At 66.0% G+C, this 16,130-nt stretch carries 13 protein-coding genes; 5 read left to right on the top strand and 8 right to left on the bottom strand.

The genetic code is table 11. The features are described from left to right. The first annotated feature begins 9 nt into the window (after positions 1-9). The 3 genes from CXR42_RS16585 (at position 10) to CXR42_RS16595 (ending at position 3,954) form a co-directional block, all read left to right on the top strand. Positions 10-2,979 (top strand): ATP-binding protein, encoded by a 2,970-nt coding sequence (locus CXR42_RS16585; protein ID WP_103258712.1) that lies wholly within the window; start codon positions 10-12, stop codon positions 2,977-2,979. Further along, positions 2,976-3,653: a Crp/Fnr family transcriptional regulator gene (locus tag CXR42_RS16590; RefSeq protein ID WP_103258713.1), complete on the top strand. Its 678-nt coding sequence runs from the start codon at positions 2,976-2,978 to the stop codon at positions 3,651-3,653. Before CXR42_RS16585 ends, CXR42_RS16590 begins: the two co-directional genes overlap by 4 nt. A 127-nt stretch (positions 3,654-3,780) precedes the next feature. Next, positions 3,781-3,954 carry a CTP synthetase gene (locus CXR42_RS16595; protein ID WP_103258714.1) on the top strand — a complete coding sequence of 58 codons (174 nt, stop codon included), beginning with the start codon at positions 3,781-3,783 and terminating at the stop codon, positions 3,952-3,954. 2 nt (positions 3,955-3,956) lie between these two features. Here CXR42_RS16595 and CXR42_RS16600 read toward each other — a convergent pair whose 3' ends face one another. Continuing rightward, complete coding sequence (locus tag CXR42_RS16600; RefSeq protein ID WP_103258715.1) at positions 3,957-4,724, bottom strand: alpha/beta fold hydrolase; 768 nt, start codon at positions 4,722-4,724, stop codon at positions 3,957-3,959. A gap of 96 nt (positions 4,725-4,820) precedes the next feature. Between CXR42_RS16600 and CXR42_RS16605 the strand changes: the two genes are divergently transcribed. Next, positions 4,821-5,192 carry a hypothetical protein gene (locus CXR42_RS16605; RefSeq protein ID WP_103258716.1) on the top strand — a complete coding sequence of 124 codons (372 nt, stop codon included), beginning with the start codon at positions 4,821-4,823 and terminating at the stop codon, positions 5,190-5,192. Here CXR42_RS16605 and CXR42_RS16610 read toward each other — a convergent pair. Together CXR42_RS16610 and glyA are read right to left on the bottom strand one after the other, a co-directional pair. Next, complete coding sequence (locus CXR42_RS16610) at positions 5,158-5,994, bottom strand: DUF817 domain-containing protein (RefSeq protein ID WP_103258717.1); 837 nt, start codon at positions 5,992-5,994, stop codon at positions 5,158-5,160. The two genes, CXR42_RS16605 and CXR42_RS16610, sit on opposite strands and share 35 nt — an antisense overlap. Positions 5,995-6,123: 129 nt before the next feature. After that, complete coding sequence (glyA, locus tag CXR42_RS16615; protein ID WP_103258914.1) at positions 6,124-7,419, bottom strand: serine hydroxymethyltransferase; 1,296 nt, start codon at positions 7,417-7,419, stop codon at positions 6,124-6,126. Positions 7,420-7,604: 185 nt separating this feature from the next. Here glyA and CXR42_RS16620 point away from each other — a divergent pair, with 185 nt between their 5' ends. Then, positions 7,605-8,363, top strand: coding sequence for an NAD kinase (locus CXR42_RS16620; protein WP_103258718.1), 759 nt, complete (start codon positions 7,605-7,607; stop codon positions 8,361-8,363). A gap of 62 nt (positions 8,364-8,425) precedes the next feature. Here CXR42_RS16620 and CXR42_RS16625 read toward each other — a convergent pair whose 3' ends face one another. The 5 genes from CXR42_RS16625 to CXR42_RS16645 form a co-directional block, all read right to left on the bottom strand. Then, complete coding sequence (locus tag CXR42_RS16625; RefSeq protein ID WP_103258719.1) at positions 8,426-9,844, bottom strand: sigma-54-dependent transcriptional regulator; 1,419 nt, start codon at positions 9,842-9,844, stop codon at positions 8,426-8,428. Beyond that, positions 9,838-10,215 carry an Hpt domain-containing protein gene (locus tag CXR42_RS16630; RefSeq protein ID WP_103258720.1) on the bottom strand — a complete coding sequence of 126 codons (378 nt, stop codon included), beginning with the start codon at positions 10,213-10,215 and terminating at the stop codon, positions 9,838-9,840. Before CXR42_RS16630 ends, CXR42_RS16625 begins: the two co-directional genes overlap by 7 nt. Before the next feature lie 39 nt (positions 10,216-10,254). Continuing rightward, a complete protein-coding gene (locus CXR42_RS16635) occupies positions 10,255-12,141 on the bottom strand; it encodes a propionyl-CoA synthetase (protein WP_103258721.1) in 1,887 nt (628 codons plus the stop codon). A 188-nt stretch (positions 12,142-12,329) separates the two neighbouring features. Beyond that, on the bottom strand, positions 12,330-13,529 hold the full coding sequence (locus CXR42_RS16640) for a methyl-accepting chemotaxis protein (RefSeq protein ID WP_180996093.1): 1,200 nt from the start codon (positions 13,527-13,529) through the stop codon (positions 12,330-12,332). Between the two features lie 294 nt (positions 13,530-13,823). Further along, on the bottom strand, positions 13,824-16,103 hold the full coding sequence (locus CXR42_RS16645; protein WP_103258723.1) for an NADP-dependent malic enzyme: 2,280 nt from the start codon (positions 16,101-16,103) through the stop codon (positions 13,824-13,826). Between the last annotated feature and the right edge of the window lie 27 nt (positions 16,104-16,130).

The raw sequence follows: 16,130 nt of genomic DNA on the forward strand, positions 1-16,130 counted from the left end.
GAGGGGGAGATGGCAAGGTCGGACGCCGCGTCAGACGGCGAGCGCAGGCAGGTTACGGCGGTTTTCGTCGATCTTGAGGATTTCAGCTCGATTGCCAGCGGCGCCGACGCCGAGGATCTGCAATCCTGGCTGGACGACTATTATCGCCAGACCCGCATCCTGTTCGAGGCAGGGGGCGGCGAGATCACCGAGTATCTGGGCGACGGCGTGGTCGCGGTGTTTGGCCTGACCCGGGCCGAAGAGCTTTCGGCTGACCGCGCGGTGGACGCGGCGCTGCGGGCGGTGCGATCGATCCGGCTGTCCTACCATAACCGTGCCGCCGTGCGCCTGCGCGCCGGCGTCGCAACCGGCGAGGTCGTCATCCGCGCGGGTGCCTCTCAGGACGGTCTGCCGCGCCTGACGGGGTCCGTCACCACGCTGGCCCAACGCATCCAGACAGTGGCCGACCCCGGCACGCTGGTCATCGCCGAGGACACCCGTGCCCTGTTGCGCGGAAGGTTCGAGACCCGGGCCCTGCCGATGCAGCGGTTGAAAGGTTTTCCAGACCGCATGGCCCTGTTCGAGGTGATCGCCCGCCTGCCGGCCGGTGGTATCGACCAGCCCCAGACCTTTGTCGGCCGCGCGCGAGAGATGGCCAAGGTTTTTGCCGCCGAGGGACCGATCCTGGTCATCGGTCAGGCGGGGGTGGGCAAGACGGCCTTCGTGTCGCACCTGTCCAGCCAGTTTGCGGCCAAATCCGTGTTTCTCGCCGATGCAATCGGGCGCGGGTCCAGCTATCAGCCGTTCCGTGACTGGCTGCTGGAGCAGTTGGGCCAGGCCGCGCCCAACCATGCCGACCTTGCCGCTGGCTTTTCCGATCTTGCCCCGTCGGATCATCAGGCCCTGGCGTTGATCCTGGGTCTGCCAGAGGGGCAGGCGCTGCTGATCTCGATGTCCAGCCTGGCGCTGAAAGCCCTGATCGAGGCGGCGCTGTGGCGGGCGATCCGGGCGCGGCAACCGCGCGGGCTCTTGCTGTTCGAGGACTTGCACTGGTTCGATGTGGCCAGCTTTGGGGTGCTGACCCATATCTTCGCCGCGCCAGAGGCCGAACGCTATCGGATCATCCTGACCAGCCGCGAGGATGCAAAGCTTGGCCGCTATCTGGCCGACCCGGCCCCGCGCACCCTGGCACTGGAGCCGCTGCCGCCGGACGATGCCGAAGTGCTGCTGGACCGCCTGGCGCCGGGACCGCTGGACCTGGATAGCCGCCGCAAGATCCTGGACCGCGCGGGCGGCGTGCCGCTGTTCCTGCATCAACTGGCCCGGCGCGGGGCCAGCATCGGCGAGGGGCTGCCGGCAACGCTGATGGACCTTCTGGGCGAGCGCATCGACAGCACGGCCGAGGCGAAGCCGATCCTGCAGCGCGCTGCCGCCCTGGGCCGCAGCTTTGGTATCGACATGCTGCGCGCGCTGGACCCTGACGGGGCGGACCCACTGCCGCATCTGCGTGCCGCCGCCCGTTCGGGTGTTCTGGTGACCCGCCCGAACCAACGTTTCGAATTCGCCCATGCCCTCTTGGCGCAGGCCGCCTATCAGTCGATGCTACGGCGCACCCGCGAGGCGTTGCATGCCCGCATCGCCGAGCTTTTGCGGACCCGCTTCCCCGAGGTCCTGACCCGCGAGCCGGGCCTTTTGGCCGACCACCAGCAAAAGGCCCGGCTGACCTTGCCGGCGATCCACAGCTACCTGGCCGCCAGCCAGTGGCTCCTGCTGCAGGGTGCCTTTGCCGACGCGGAATCCATGGCCCGTGCGGCACTGGCCCTATGCGCCGAGATCGAGGACGCGCAGCGCTGGGAGTTGGAAATCGCCTGCCATACGGCCATCGGCTCGATCCTGATGCAGGTGCAAGGGTTCACCGCCGATCCGGTCCGCCAGGCTTTCGACGCGGTGCTGGACATCTCGACCGCGCAGCCGCGACTGGGACCGCGCGCCGCGCCAGCCCTTTTTGGCAGCTTTTCCCATGCGGTGATTGCGGGCGACGATGCCAAGTCGGGGCGATTCTGCCGCCTGCTTGAGGATATGGCCGCCCAGGCGCCCGACACGGACGAGGGGCTGGAGATCCGGCTGGCCGCAATGGCGGCGCGCAACTGTGCCAGCTTCTATCAGGGCAGCTTTGCCCGCCAGTTCGACTGCATTGCCGCGATCCGGCCGCTGTATCGCCTGGATCGCCATGCCGCGATGATTGCCCGCTATGGAATGGACATCTTCGCCGCCGCCCAGATGTTCGAGACTCCAGCCCGCGCGATCTGCGGCGAGGTTGACCGCGTGCCCGATCTGGTGGCCGAGACCGATGCCCACCAGGGGGCGCTTGGTATTCCGGCGATGCAGCCCTATGCGCTGGTCTGGGGCGCGGTCCCCCTGTTCTATGCCGGCGATCAGGCCGGGGCTGAAGCGCGCTTGCAGCGCGGCATTGCGGTGGCTGAGGCGCAGGGCGCGGTGTTCTGGCAGATCACCGGTCGCACCTGGGCCTATGTGATGAACCCGGCGCTTGCCGCAGATGCGGAGGGGGTGGCGGGCTTCGGCGCGTTGGTCGACACCCAGCGCGCGATCGGCGCCAATGTGGGGGTGCCCTATTTCGCCGCGGTCCATTCTGCCCGTCTGGCCGACCTTGGCCGGCCCGAAGAGGCATGGCTTGCATCCTCGCGCGCCTTGGCCGAGGGGCGGGCCAGCGGGCTGCATTGCTGGCAGGCCGAGGTGCTTCGGCTGCATGCCCGGAACTGTCGGCTGGTCAAGCGTCCGGGAGAGGCCCAGGCGGCGCTGGCTCAGGCGGCAGAGCTTGCCAACCGGCAAGGCGCGGCATTGTGGCTGATCCGTGCCTTGCTTGACCAGGTCGAGGCGGGTGGTCCGACGGACGGCCTGGCCGCAGCCGTGGGCCGTTTCCCTGCCACCGCCCGACTACCCGAGTTGGAGACAGCCCGGGCGCTGCTGTCCGCACAATGAGTGTCGAGGTTCTCCTGGCGCATGATCTGCCGCTGTTCTCGGGGCTGAGCGCAGCGGATTTCGACGGGATTCCGGTCAGCATCAGCACCCGCGACCTGGCCCCCTGGGAAATCCTGTTCAACCAGCAGGACAAGGGCCGGGACGTGCATTTCCTGCTGTCCGGTACGCTGCTGGCACTTTACTGGACGGCCGAGGGGCGCGAGATCATCTTTACTCGCTTCGCCACCGGGGCCTATTTCGGCGAACTTGCGGCGCTGGACGAGGGCGACCGTTCGCTGGCCGTGGTCGCCCGCAGCGAAGTCAGCGTGCTGGTGATCCCGGCTGCCATCTTCCGCAGTTTTTTCGATCGCATTCCCGTCCTGCGCTGGCGCATCGCGCGGGACCTGGTGGCGCGCATCCGCAGCCTGACGGCCCGGAATCTGGAACTGACCACCTTCAGCGTGGAGGAGCGCGTTGCGTCCTATCTGATAGGCTTGGCGGTCGAGCGTGGCCAGTTGCAAGCCGGCGGGTGGATCGAAGACGCGCCGACCCATGCCGAGATCGCAGCCTCGATCGGGTCGAACCGCGAGATGGTCAGCCGGGTCATGGGCGTCCTGGCAAAGAAGGGCGCGATCCGCAGTGCGCGGCAGAGGATCGAGCTTCTGGACCCCAGGGCACTGACCGCGGAATTCTGAAGGCGGGCGTAAGGTGGGCGGTATCGCCCACCCTACTCCCGCGTTCAAGGGGGATGATCCTGATCAAGGCGCCGAACCCGGATTCGCGCGAAGCAGGGGCAGATGCGAACTTTGCCATAGGTGACCGATGCGACTTTTCATGCTGCTGTATACGCTCGCGGCAACGGCGATGGCCGGAACGGGTGTCATCGTCGTCCTGACGCTGGGCATGGTTGGCGTGACGCCGATCCTTGTCGCCGCTGCGCTTGGGGCGGGTCTGGCGCTGCCGGTCGCCTGGCTGCTGACGCGAGAGCTGGGCTAACGTCAGGCTTCCAGGAACACGCGCACGGTTTCCTCAAAGGCGCGGGGGGCTTCGGAATGCAGCCAGTGGCCCGCATCGGGGATCTTGGCAAAGCGGGCCTTCGGGAAAAGCGCCCGGATCGCCTCGCGGTGTTCGGGGCGGACGTAATGACTTTCCGCGCCGGTCAGGAACAGCGTCGGCCCGTCGAACCGCCCTTGGGTGCCCGGCCAGCCGACGATATGCGGCATCTGGGCCTTCAGAACCGCGAGGTTCAGCTTCCAGCGCGGCGGGCGGCTGCGCAGGTCCAGCGATTGTAGGAAGAAGGCCCGAAGGGCGGGGTCCGGCACGTCATGGGCAAGGGCCGCATCGGCCTCGGCCCGCGAAGTAATCGTGGAGAGGTCCACCGCCTGCATCGCGTCAACGTGGCGCGTCTGGTCATGGTCATAGGCCACCGGCGCGATGTCGGCGACGACCAGGCGGCGGATCAGGTCAGGTCGGCTCAGCGCCAGTTGCATCGCGGCCTTGCCCCCCATCGAATGGCCCATCAGGTCGACCGGGCCGCCAAGGCTTTCGATCACCTCGACCAGATCGGCGGCCATCTCGGGATAGGTGTGCGTGGCGGCGCGGGGGCTGTCGCCATGGTTGCGCATGTCGACCGCCACCACCTCGCGTCGGTCGGCCAGGCGGCGGGCAATGACGCCCCAGTTGCGGCCCGAACCGTAAAGACCGTGGGCGATGACGAGGGTGGGCGCGGCCGGAGTTTCGGCAGGGTGGCGGATCGTTGCAAGCATGATCCTGTCTATCGTTACAGGCCGGATTTGGCCAGAGCGGTTGAAGCCGCGCCGGCTTCGGCCTAGCTTCATCAAGGACTTGGACGGGAGGCGGCGATGAGTGCGGTGGCGATCCAGCAGATGGCGGACCGGGTGGCGCAGCTTCTGGAGGAAAGGCTTGGCCTTTCAGGTCGCGATCTGGCGGCACGGGTGGCAAAGGGCGGGCGCCTTCTGCCACGCAAGGTGCGAGAGGGGGCGGAGTTCCTCTCAGTCGCCGCCGAACGGGCCCAAAGTCCCAAGCTGCTGACCCAGATCGACATGACGGCCGTAGCCGAGGCCTATGACGTCTGTGTGCGCCACCTGACCGCCATCGACCCCGCTGCGCGTCGTCGCGACACGGTGGCCGGCATGGTCGGCTTTGTCGGCTATGGCCTGGTGTTCCTGGCCATAGCGATCATTGCGGTGCTGGTGTGGCGGGGCTTCCTGTAAGATCCAGCGGCTGGGCGTGCAGCGCGCGGCGCGTCACCAGTGTCACAGTGACGAAGGCGACGTAAAGAAGCAGGTACCACGAGCCAAGCTTGGCCAAACTGACCATCTGACCAGGAAGCTGACCCGAGTAGATCCAGGTGCCGGTTGCCGTTCCCAGGTTCTCGGCAATCCATAGGGCAACTGCGGCCAGCAGCGCTGCCAGCGGCAGGGGCATCCACCAGTGGCGGTCATGGATGCGAAACCAGATGCGGGTGCGAGCGTAAAGCAGGATCGTGGCGGCAAACAGGACCAGACGGATGTCGGGCAGATAATGGTGGGCGAAGAAGTTGACGTAGATCGCCAGCGCCAGCAGCAGGGTCAGCGGGAAGCTGGGATAGGGCGCGAAGGCCATGTCGAAGATGCGGATCACCCGGGCGATATAGCTGCCGACGGCCGCATACATGAAGCCGGAGAAAAGCGGCACGTCCATCACCTTGAACAGCCCCGGCTCGGGATAGGACCAAGAGCCGGCATGGACTTTGAACCACTCCATCGCCGTTCCGGTCAGGTGGAAAAGCAGGATGACGCGCGCTTCCTCCCAAGTTTCCAGTTTCGCCCAAAGGAAGATGGCTTGTGTCCCTATGGCGAAAAGGAAAAGGGCGTCATAGCGGTGGAACGGCCAGTCCTGGTGCCAGAGTGCCTTGGACAACAGGATCGCGACCAGCAGAAGGCCCCCAAAAAGACAGGCCCAGCCTTGCTTCAGGACGAACATGACCAGTTCGGCAAGGGCAAGGGGCAGCCGGGCCCGGGCCCAGTCACCCATGCGGTGTTCAAGGGATCGGGTGGTCTGAACTGTCATTCCTGCATAGCCGCCGCGTTGGCCGGGGGCCGCCAGCGAATCCACGGCAGGCAAGGGAGACGCGCCCGGTGAATGCCGGGCGCACTTGTCATTTCAAAGTTCCGGATAGATCGGGAAGCGAGCGCAAAGCGCCTCGACCTCGGCTTTCACCTTGGCTTCGACGGCGGTGTTGCCGTCCTCGCCATTTGCGGCCAGGCCATCGACGACTTCAATGATCCAGCGGGCGATCTGGCGGAACTCGGGCTCGCCAAAGCCGCGGGTGGTGCCGGCCGGGGTGCCAAGGCGCACGCCCGAGGTGATGGTCGGCTTTTCGGTGTCGAAGGGGATGCCGTTCTTGTTGCAGGTGATGTGCGCGCGACCCAGCGCCTTTTCGGTCGCGTTCCCTTTCACGCCCTTGGGCCGCAGGTCCACGAGCATCAGGTGGGTGTCGGTGCCACCGGTGACGATGTCGAGGCCGCCCTTCATCAGCTCGTCCGCAAGCGCCTGGGCGTTCTTCACGACCTGGGCCTGGTAGGTCTTGAACTCGGGCCGCAGCGCCTCACCGAAGGCGACTGCCTTGGCAGCGATCACATGCATCAGGGGGCCGCCCTGGATGCCGGGGAAGATGGCCGAGTTGACCTTCTTCGCGATGTCCTCGTCGTTCGTCAGGATCATGCCGCCACGGGGTCCGCGCAGGGTCTTGTGGGTGGTGGTAGTGGCGACATGGGCATGCGGGAACGGGGACGGGTAGAGGCCCGCAGCGACGAGACCCGCGAAGTGGGCCATGTCGACCAGAAGATAAGCGCCGACGTTGTCGGCAATCTCGCGCATTCTGGCAAAGTCGATGATGCGCGGGATGGCGCTGCCGCCGGCGATAATCAGCTTCGGCTTGTGTTCGGTCGCCAGCTGGGCCAGCTGGTCATAGTCCAGCGTCAGGTCCTGCTTGCGCACACCATACTGGATGGCATGGAACCACTTGCCGGACTGGTTCGGGGCCGCCCCATGGGTCAGGTGGCCGCCAGCATCCAGCGACATGCCAAGGATGGTGTCGCCGGGCTTCAGCAGCGCCTGGAACACGCCCTGGTTGGCCTGAGAGCCAGAGTTCGGCTGGACATTGGCAAAGCCGCAGCCGAAAAGCTGCTTGGCCCGGTCGATGGCCAGATTCTCAGCGATATCAACGTATTGGCAGCCGCCATAATAACGCTTGCCGGGGTAGCCCTCGGCATACTTGTTGGTCATGACAGAGCCCTGCGCTTCCATCACGGCGCGGGAGACGATGTTCTCGCTGGCGATCAACTCGATCTCGTGCCGCTGGCGGCCGAGTTCCTGAGTGACCGCACCGAAAAGCTCGGGGTCACGAGAGGACAAGGGTTCGCTGAAGAAGCCGGTGTCGCGGTGCGGTGCGTTCATCGTCATGTCCTCTGGGTTGACTGGTTTGGCGCTATTTAGAGCAGGTGGCCGGGGCGGAAAAGGCAAGAATCCGACATGCAACGCCCCGGGTGCGAAATTTTCTTACCCAAGGGAAGCTGCGGGCGGGGTTGAGTTCCGGCGCTGGCGCAGCCAAGACTGTCTGGCGTCTTGCAGGAGGGCGGCAGATGCGGATCAGGTTCACGGCCAGCAAGGCCCCGGCGGCGGTGGCGGCCTTCGCCTCGTTGACGGCGCAGTACGGCCAGGCCGACTCGCGGGTGGCCGAGGTGATCGTGGCGCTGGGCGGCGACGGGTTCATGCTGCAGACGCTGCACGCATCGCATGGGCGGCGGTTGCCGGTCTATGGGATGAACTGCGGCACGATCGGCTTTTTGATGAACGCCTATGCCGAGGGGAACCTGCCCGACCGACTGCGCGCGGCCGAGGAAACGGCGATCCATCCGCTGGCGATGCAGGCCGAGAACGCGAAGGGCAAGGTCACCGAGGCTTTGGCGATCAACGAGGTCTCGCTTCTGCGCCAGGGTCCGCAGGCGGCAAAGCTGCGGGTGCTGGTCGACGGCCGGGTCCGGCTGGAGGAACTGGTCTGCGACGGGGCGCTGGTGGCGACGCCGGCCGGATCGACGGCCTACAACTATTCCGCACATGGACCGATCCTGCCCATCGGTTCGGACGTGCTGGCGCTGACGGCGATGTCCGCTTTTCGGCCCCGGCGCTGGCGGGGGGCATTGCTGCCGTCGACGGCGGTGGTGCGGTTTGAGGTTCTGGAAGGCGAGAAGCGGCCGGTGATGGCGGATGCCGACAGCCGGTCCTCGGTCCGCGATGTGGTCAGCGTCGAGGTGCGGTCGGAACCCACGATCACCTACCGGCTGCTGTTCGACCCCGGCCACGGGCTGGAAGAGCGGCTGATCGGCGAGCAGTTCACTTAGGCCGGGGCACCGGAAATCGAACGATTTCCGATCCGGAATTCTGCGAATTCCGGCGCCCGGTGTCACCCGGCCCGCGCTTTCCAGCCCTCGATCTTGCGGTACAGGGTCGAGGGCGAGACATCCAGCACCCGCGCAGCCTTTGGCACCGAGCCGCCGTGCCGGTCCAACGTCGCCTCGATCAGCCGGCGCTCGGCCTCGGCCAGGGATAGTCCGACCAAACCGTCCAGGCTTAGCCCCTCGGTTGCCGGCGGCGGGCCGAAAGGCGCTGCAGGCGCGGTCGGTTCCGACCAGGTCAGCCCGGGTGGCAGCATGTCAGGCGTGACCAGACCCCCGGGGTTGAGCACCACCACGTTGCGGATGACATTCAGCAACTGCCGTACATTACCCGGCCACGGTAACCGCAACAGAAGCGCGCGGACTTCGTCCGAGAGGCCCAGGAAGGTTCGGCCCTCTTCCTCGGCAAAGCGGATCAAGGCGGCTTCGGCGATCTCGATCACGTCCTCGCCCCGTTCTCGCAGCGGGGGCATGTGGATCGGCACGACGTACAGGCGATAGTACAGATCCTCGCGGAACTGGCCGCGGCGGACGGCGTCCAGGGGATCGCGGTTTGTCGCGCAGACGATGCGGACGTTGACCTTGCGCGGCCTGGTCGCCCCGACCGGCTGCACAGTCGAGGTCTGGAGGAACCGCAAAAGCTTGGTCTGCAAGGCGGGCGCCATCTCGCAGATTTCGTCCAGGAACAGCGTCCCGCCATCCGCCGCCGCCGCCGCCCCCGGCTTGTCGGAAATCGCGCCGGTGAAGCTGCCCTTCATGTGACCGAACACTTCGGATTCCAGCAGGTCTTGCGGGATGGCCCCGCAATTCAGCGCGATGAACGGGCCTTGCGCCCGGGCAGAGTTGGCATGAACCGACAGGGCGCAAAGCTCTTTCCCGGTTCCGCTTTCGCCGGTGATGAACACTGTCGCCATCGACCGCGCGACCGAGGCGATGGTTTCATGGATACGCCGCATCGGCGCGGACGAGCCGATAAAGCCCGACGTGTCGCTGGCCGGGCCGTGGTCGGCTTTCGGTGACGGGACCTCGATCCGGCGCACACGCCGCTCGGCAATCACGTTGCGGACGGCATCCAGGAACCGGCTTTCCTCTACCGGCTTGACCAGGAAATCATGCGCGCCCGCCCGCATGGCCTGCACCGCCCGGTTGACCGATCCATTGGCCGTGATCGCGATCACCCCGGTCTCGGGCCCGGCAGCCAGGATTTCCTGCATGAGGTCCAGCCCGTCGCGGTCGGGCAGCACCAGATCCAACAGGACCGCCGCCGGTTTCAGCGCACGGAACTGCACCAGGGCATCGGCGGCCGTCCCGGCGACGGCAACAGTATAACCGGCCGAAGTCAGGATCGAGCGGTAGACGATCTGCAGCGAGATCGTGTCCTCGACCAGCAGAATCGGTTGGCGGGGTGGGGCGGACGACTTTACCATGGCACGGGTCCCGTTTCGGGCGTTGCGCGGATCAGGGCGAGCAATGCCGTGATCTGGCTGGCGACAACCGGGGCCAGCCGCTCCAGGCCGCCGTGGTCCTGTTCATGGGCGGCAGAGTTCAGTTGCTGCGCCAGATCCTGAAGCTCCATCGCGCCACAGGACCCACCAAGGGCAATCAGATCATGCGAGGTTTCGCGCAAGAGTGCCCAATCTGCGGTCTCGCAGCCGGCGGTCATGCGGCGGTTGCAGTCACCCAGATCGGCAACCAGTTGGGCAAGCAGCGTCGGCGCCATCTCCGGGCCGACCAGCTCGATCAAGCGCAGAAAGCGGTCGCGGTCGAAGCGGTGGGGCAGAGGGTCAATCCTTTGCATAATGCAAAGGATTGACGCAAATTGCATCCGCTGTCCAGATCAGTCGCGCGCCAACCCCATGGTCTGCAGGGCGGCCTTGATCTCGTCCAGGATCGCAGGGTCGTCGATGGTCGCAGGCATCTTCCAGGGCTGGCTATCGGCGATCTTGACCATCGTACCGCGCAGGATCTTGCCCGAACGAGTCTTGGGCAGGCGGTCCACCACGACGGCGCGCTTGAAGTCGGCGACGGGGCCGATCTGGTCGCGCACCAGTTTCACGCATTCCTTGACCACCTCGTCATGCGGTCGGTTCGACCCCTTGTTCAGGCACAGAAAGCCCAGTGGGGACTGGCCCTTGAGGTCGTCCGCCACCCCGATCACGGCACATTCGGCCACGTCCTTGTGGGCGGCCAGCACCTCCTCCATCGCGCCGGTCGACAGGCGGTGGCCGGCCACGTTGATCACGTCATCGGTGCGGGCCATGATGTAGAGATAGCCGTCCGCATCGATATAGCCGGCATCACCGGTCTCGTAATAGCCGGGGAAGTGGTTGAGATAGGACTTGCGGAACCGCTCTTCGGCATTCCAGAGCGTTGGCAGCGTGCCGGGCGGCAGGGGCAGCTTGATCGCGATGGCGCCAAGCGTGCCGGGGCTGACGGGGTGGCCACCTTCGTCCAGCACCTGGACGTCGAAGCCGGGCATGGCAACCGAAGGCGAGCCGATCTTGACTGGCAGATGTTCGATCCCCAGCGGATTGGCGGCGATGGCATAACCCGTCTCGGTCTGCCACCAGTGGTCGACGACCGGGACTTTCAGGTGGTTCTGCGCCCAGTGGATCGTGTCGGGATCGGCCCGTTCGCCGGCCAGATACAGGGCTTGAAGCGACGGCAGGGGTGGTACCAGTTTGCCGTCCGGATCATCGCGCTTGATCGCCCGCAGCGCCGTGGGGGCGGTGAAGAAGCTTTTCACCCCGTATTCGTTGATAACCCGCCAGAAGGCGGCGGCGTCGGGGGTGCCGACCGGCTTGCCCTCGTACACGACGGTGGTGCAGCCGGCGATCAGAGGGCCGTAGCAGATGTAGCTGTGGCCGACGACCCAGCCCACGTCACTGGCGGCCCAGAACACATCGCCCGCGCCGACATTGTAAATCGCCCGCATGGTCCAATTCAGCGCCACCAGATGTCCCGCAGTGGGGCGCACGACGCCCTTTGGTGCGCCGGTGGTGCCAGAGGTATAGAGGATGTAGGCCGGATGGTTGCCCTCGACCGGGGTGCAGTCGGCGGGTTCGACCCCGAACTGGAATTCATGCCAGGCAACGTCGCGGCCCGGCGTCAGTTTGGCGACTTCCTGCTCGCGCTGGAAGATCACGCAGAAGTCGGGCTTGTGGGTGGCCTGGTCGATGGCCGCGTCAAGAAGCGGCTTGTAATGAACGACCCGCGACGGCTCGATCCCGCAAGAAGCCGCGATGATCGCCTTTGGCGTGCAGTCGTCGATGCGCACGGCAAGTTCGTGGGCCGCAAAGCCGCCGAACACGACCGAATGAATCGCGCCAAGGCGGGCGCAGGCAAGCATCGCCTCCAGAGCCTCGGGGATCATCGGCATGTAGATGATGACCCGGTCGCCCTTCTGGATGCCCTTGGCCTTCAGCGCGCCGGCCAGACGCGAGACGCGATCAAGCAGGTCGGCATAGGTGATGACGTGCTTTGTGCCGGTGACGGGGCTGTCGTGGATGATGGCGGCCTGTTTGCCGCGGCCGGCGATCACATGACGGTCTACCGCGTTCCAGCAGGTGTTGACCTGTGCGTCGGTGAACCATTCGTACAAAGGTGCCCGAGAGGCATCCAGCGCCCGGGTGGGCGGCGTGACCCAGTCGATGCCGCCGGCGGCTGCCAGCCAGAACCCCTCGGGGTCCTTTTGCCACTGCCCGTAAAGCTGTGCGTAGCTCATCGCGTCATCCCCCCGCTGATGTCTCCTCCGCCGCAGGTGTTACGGCATTGGTGGCAGGGCTGGCAACGCTGTTACCGGAAACGGCAGAGAGATTCTTTGCAGAATTTGCCGGTGCCCTCTAGAAATATTTGCAAAACCGCGAAGCGTGGCGTCAGCACCGGGAGGATGCGGGGGACTTTGCAAAGCCTTCACAGGTAGGCCAGCCGCAGGCCGCCCCATGGCCGACCGCGCACCACGATCGGCGCCGACACGTCGATCATGATGCGGAACACCCCGCCCCCCATGTCGCGGCGATAGACCTGCAACAGGAAGGGCGCCTCGTTCCGGCCGGCTTTCAGGCCAACGCGGTCGTTGAAGACACGGCGGTTGCGGCAGTTGGCGGCGTTCCAGACCGGATCACGCCCCTGTGGTTGCGAGAACTTGGTGTTGTGCGTCGGCAGATAGCCGTTGCGGTCGACCGCGGCGCAAAAGACCACACGCTGTGAGAGGCCAAGCGCGGCCTCCTGGACCGGCGGAAAGAGACGGTCGGTCAGCGCAGTGAAGGGGGCCAGGACCTGCGCCGGATTCGAGCCCGGGATCGGCCGGTAGTCGGAACTGAACAACTCGCTTTCCGAAGTTTCGCCGCGGTCCAATGCCCCCTCCAGCAACCGGGACAGCGCGGCGGCATCGGTCCGCACACGGTCGATGAACATCTGTTCGCTGCTGGCTGCGCCGAGGGCCACGGCGTGCTGAACCATCGTCTCGGACGTGTCGATCAGTTCCTGCGAGCGGGCGCCGAGATGGGTGATCGCATCGGCGCGGCCGCGCAGGTTGGCCTCCAGCGTGCGGACATCGGGAACATAGGCGCCGACCGCATCGCGCACACGGGCTGTTGCAGCGCCGATCGCGCCGGCAATGTGGTCAAGCGCCGCCATGCCTTGCCGGATATCGGTAAGCGCGCGGTCCACCCCTTGCGATCCGGCCACGACCCGTTCGGCATCTTCCATCACCTCGACCGCGCCGGTGGAGAAGGTTTCGGCATCGCTCCGCACGCGGGTCAGGCTTTGCGCGATGCCATCGGCCGCCGTGCTGGTGTCGCGCGCCAGCTTGCCAATCGCTTCGGCGATGACCGAAAAGCCTGCGCCCGAAGGGCCGGCCCGCGCTGCCTCGATCCGGGCGTTGAGCGCCAGGATATTCACCTCACGCGCGATGTGGGTGATCAGGGCAAGGTTCTGTTCGGTCGCGGCCAGCGAGGCCATGAAATCGGCCATCCATCCCTTGACGCCTGCCACCCAGCCAGTGATTCGCAGCGTTTGCTCCCGCGCCTCTTGCATGGTGGCGACCGAAGCTTGGACGACGTCATGCGTTCCGGTCGCCGCATTGAGTACGGTCTGCGACGCGTCCTCCATCTGCCGCGTTTCCTCTAGCACCCGCTCAAGGCCGCGGCCAATTGAGGTCAGAAGTCCTTGCTCTGCTTGTGCATTCTGTCCCAGATCTTCAAGAAATCCGGCAATGTCCACCGCCGAGCGGCCGACTTTGCCAGCCGCTTCCGCAACGGCATCCAACTGCCGCGATCCCGTGGGCATGCCCGGCCCTACAGGTTCCGCACGAGTCAAGGGATGCTGCGGGGCAAAGGACATGGGCGCTCCAATCTGAATGGTGCGCCCATGTTTTGCCAAAAGCCCTGAAGCTTGAGTTAACGGTTAGCCGTAATGTGCGACCGGCGTGCCTGCGATGGCGGACATGTTCAAAAGACCCCGCGCGGTGATCGCCGGTGTGACCACATGGGCCTTGTTCCCCATGCCCATCAGGATCGGGCCGACTTCCAGCCCGCCTGCCTTGACCTTCAGGATGTTGCGCACGCCCGAGGCGACCTCGCTTGACGCAAAGACCAGCACGTTCGCGCCACCTTCGTAACGGGACCCCGGCAGCAGGCGGTCCCGGATCGACTGGTCCAGCGCGGCGTCGATGTTCATCTCGCCTTCATAGGCGAAGTCGGGTTCGCGCGCGTCCAGCAACTCCAGCGCCTCGCGGATCCGGCGGGCGCTGGCGGTGTCCATGTTGCCGAACTGCGACTGGGTGCAAAGCGCGATCTTGGGCGCAAGGCCAAAGCGGCGGACGTGGCGGGCCGCGCCGATCACCGTCTCCATGATCTGCTGCGGGGTCGGTTCGGGATGGACGTGGGTGTCGGCAATGAAAAGCGGGCCGTCCTCCAGGATCATCAGACTGAGTGCCGCGACGGGGTGAAGGCCGCCGCGTGCAAGGATCTGGCGCACATAGCCCAGGTGCCAGTTGAACTGCCCGAAAGTGCCGCAGATCATGCTGTCGGCTTCCTCGCGGTGGACCATGATGGCGGCGATGGCGGTGGTGTTGGTCCGCATCACGGCGCGGGCGGTGTCGGGCGTGACACCGCGGCGGGCCATCAACTCGTGGTAGGTGCCCCAGTAATCACGGTAGCGGTGGTCGTTTTCCGGGTTCACCAGGTGGAAGTCGCGGCCGGGCCGGATGGGCAGGCCAAAGCGTTCGCAGCGCGCCTCGACCACTTCGGGGCGGCCGATAAGGATCGGAACATCCGTCGTCTCCTCCAGCATCGCGTTGGCGGCGCGCAGGACGCGCTCGTCCTCGCCCTCGGCAAAGACGATGCGGCGGGTCGCCATTTTCGAGGCTTCGAATACCGGGCGCATCAGCAGGGCGGATTTGAACACCGACCCGTCCAGCTTGCGCTTGTAAGCGTCCAGGTCCTCCAGCGGGCGGGTGGCGACACCGGTTTCCATAGCTGCCTTGGCGACGGCGCTGGCGACGACGCCGATCAGGCGGGGATCGAAGGGCTTGGGGATCAGGTAGTCCGGGCCAAAGGACATGGTCTCGCCCCGGTAGGCGGCGGCGGCCTCGGCGCTGGTGGTGGCGCGGGCCAGCGCGGCGATGCCTTCGATGCAGGCGATCTTCATCTCGTCGTTGATCGTGGTCGCGCCGACATCCAAAGCGCCGCGGAAGATGAAGGGAAAGCACAGGACGTTGTTGACCTGGTTCGGAAAGTCCGACCGCCCGGTGGCGATGATCGCGCCGGGGGCGACCTTGCGGGCGTCGTCGGGCAGGATTTCGGGCGTCGGGTTGGCCAGCGCGAAGATGATCGGGTTCGGGGCCATCGTCTGAACCATCGCGGGCGTCAGGACGCCTGGGCCGGACAGGCCAAGGAAGAGGTCCGCGCCCTTGATCACGTCCGCCAGCGTGGCGGGCTTGTCGCCTTGGGCGAAGGCGGCCTTCTGCTGGGTCATCTGCTCGGCCCGGCCGTGGTAGACCAGACCTTCAAGGTCGCAAAGACAGACGTTCTCACGCTTGACGCCCAGCTTCACCAGCATTTCCAGGCAAGCGATGCCGGCCGCCCCGCCGCCGGTCGAGACGACTTTGATGTCGCCGAATTTCTTGCCCGCCACGATCATGGCGTTGGTCGCCGCCGCGCCGACGACGATGGCGGTGCCGTGCTGGTCGTCGTGGAATACGGGGATGTTCATCCGCTCGCGGCACAGCTTTTCGACAATGAAGCAGTCGGGGGCCTTGATATCCTCAAGGTTCACCGCGCCGAAGGTGGGTTCCAGCGCGCAGACGATCTCGGCCAGCTTGACGGGGTCGGGTTCGTTCACCTCGATGTCAAAGCAGTCGATATTGGCGAACTTCTTGAAGAGGACCGCCTTGCCTTCCATCACCGGCTTCGACGCCAAGGCGCCGATGTTGCCCAGGCCCAGGACTGCGGTTCCGTTCGAGATGACGGCGACGAGATTGCCCTTCGAGGTGTAGCGGCTGGCGGTGGCAGGATCGGCCTTGATCTCCAGACAGGCTTCGGCGACGCCGGGGCTGTAGGCGCGGGCCAGATCGCGGCCGTTGGCCAGTGGCTTGGTCGCCCGGATCTCCAGCTTCCCGGGCTTCGGGAATTCGTGATAATCCAGCGCCGCTTGGCGTGCGTTGTCCTGCCGTGCCTCGTCCATACATTCCTCCCGCGGAAACTGGTTCAA

Source organism: Tabrizicola aquatica (assembly GCF_002900975.1).
GTDB classification, from domain to species: Bacteria; Pseudomonadota; Alphaproteobacteria; order Rhodobacterales; family Rhodobacteraceae; genus Tabrizicola; species Tabrizicola aquatica.

Excerpts from the sequence above, each read along its gene's own strand:
- CXR42_RS16585 (WP_103258712.1), top strand. The coding sequence starts at position 10 with ATGGCAAGGTCGGACGCCGCGTCAGACGGCGAGCGCAGGCAGGTTACG.
- CXR42_RS16630 (WP_103258720.1), bottom strand. The coding sequence starts at position 10,215 with ATGCAAAGGATTGACCCTCTGCCCCACCGCTTCGACCGCGACCGCTTT.
- CXR42_RS16625 (WP_103258719.1), bottom strand. The coding sequence starts at position 9,844 with ATGGTAAAGTCGTCCGCCCCACCCCGCCAACCGATTCTGCTGGTCGAG.
- CXR42_RS16600 (WP_103258715.1), bottom strand. The coding sequence starts at position 4,724 with ATGCTTGCAACGATCCGCCACCCTGCCGAAACTCCGGCCGCGCCCACC.
- glyA (WP_103258914.1), bottom strand. The coding sequence starts at position 7,419 with ATGAACGCACCGCACCGCGACACCGGCTTCTTCAGCGAACCCTTGTCC.
- CXR42_RS16635 (WP_103258721.1), bottom strand. The coding sequence starts at position 12,141 with ATGAGCTACGCACAGCTTTACGGGCAGTGGCAAAAGGACCCCGAGGGG.
- CXR42_RS16610 (WP_103258717.1), bottom strand. The coding sequence starts at position 5,994 with ATGGGTGACTGGGCCCGGGCCCGGCTGCCCCTTGCCCTTGCCGAACTG.
- CXR42_RS16590 (WP_103258713.1), top strand. The coding sequence starts at position 2,976 with ATGAGTGTCGAGGTTCTCCTGGCGCATGATCTGCCGCTGTTCTCGGGG.
- CXR42_RS16640 (WP_180996093.1), bottom strand. The coding sequence starts at position 13,529 with ATGGAGGACGCGTCGCAGACCGTACTCAATGCGGCGACCGGAACGCAT.
- CXR42_RS16605 (WP_103258716.1), top strand. The coding sequence starts at position 4,821 with ATGAGTGCGGTGGCGATCCAGCAGATGGCGGACCGGGTGGCGCAGCTT.
- CXR42_RS16645 (WP_103258723.1), bottom strand. The coding sequence starts at position 16,103 with ATGGACGAGGCACGGCAGGACAACGCACGCCAAGCGGCGCTGGATTAT.
- CXR42_RS16595 (WP_103258714.1), top strand. The coding sequence starts at position 3,781 with ATGCGACTTTTCATGCTGCTGTATACGCTCGCGGCAACGGCGATGGCC.
- CXR42_RS16620 (WP_103258718.1), top strand. The coding sequence starts at position 7,605 with ATGCGGATCAGGTTCACGGCCAGCAAGGCCCCGGCGGCGGTGGCGGCC.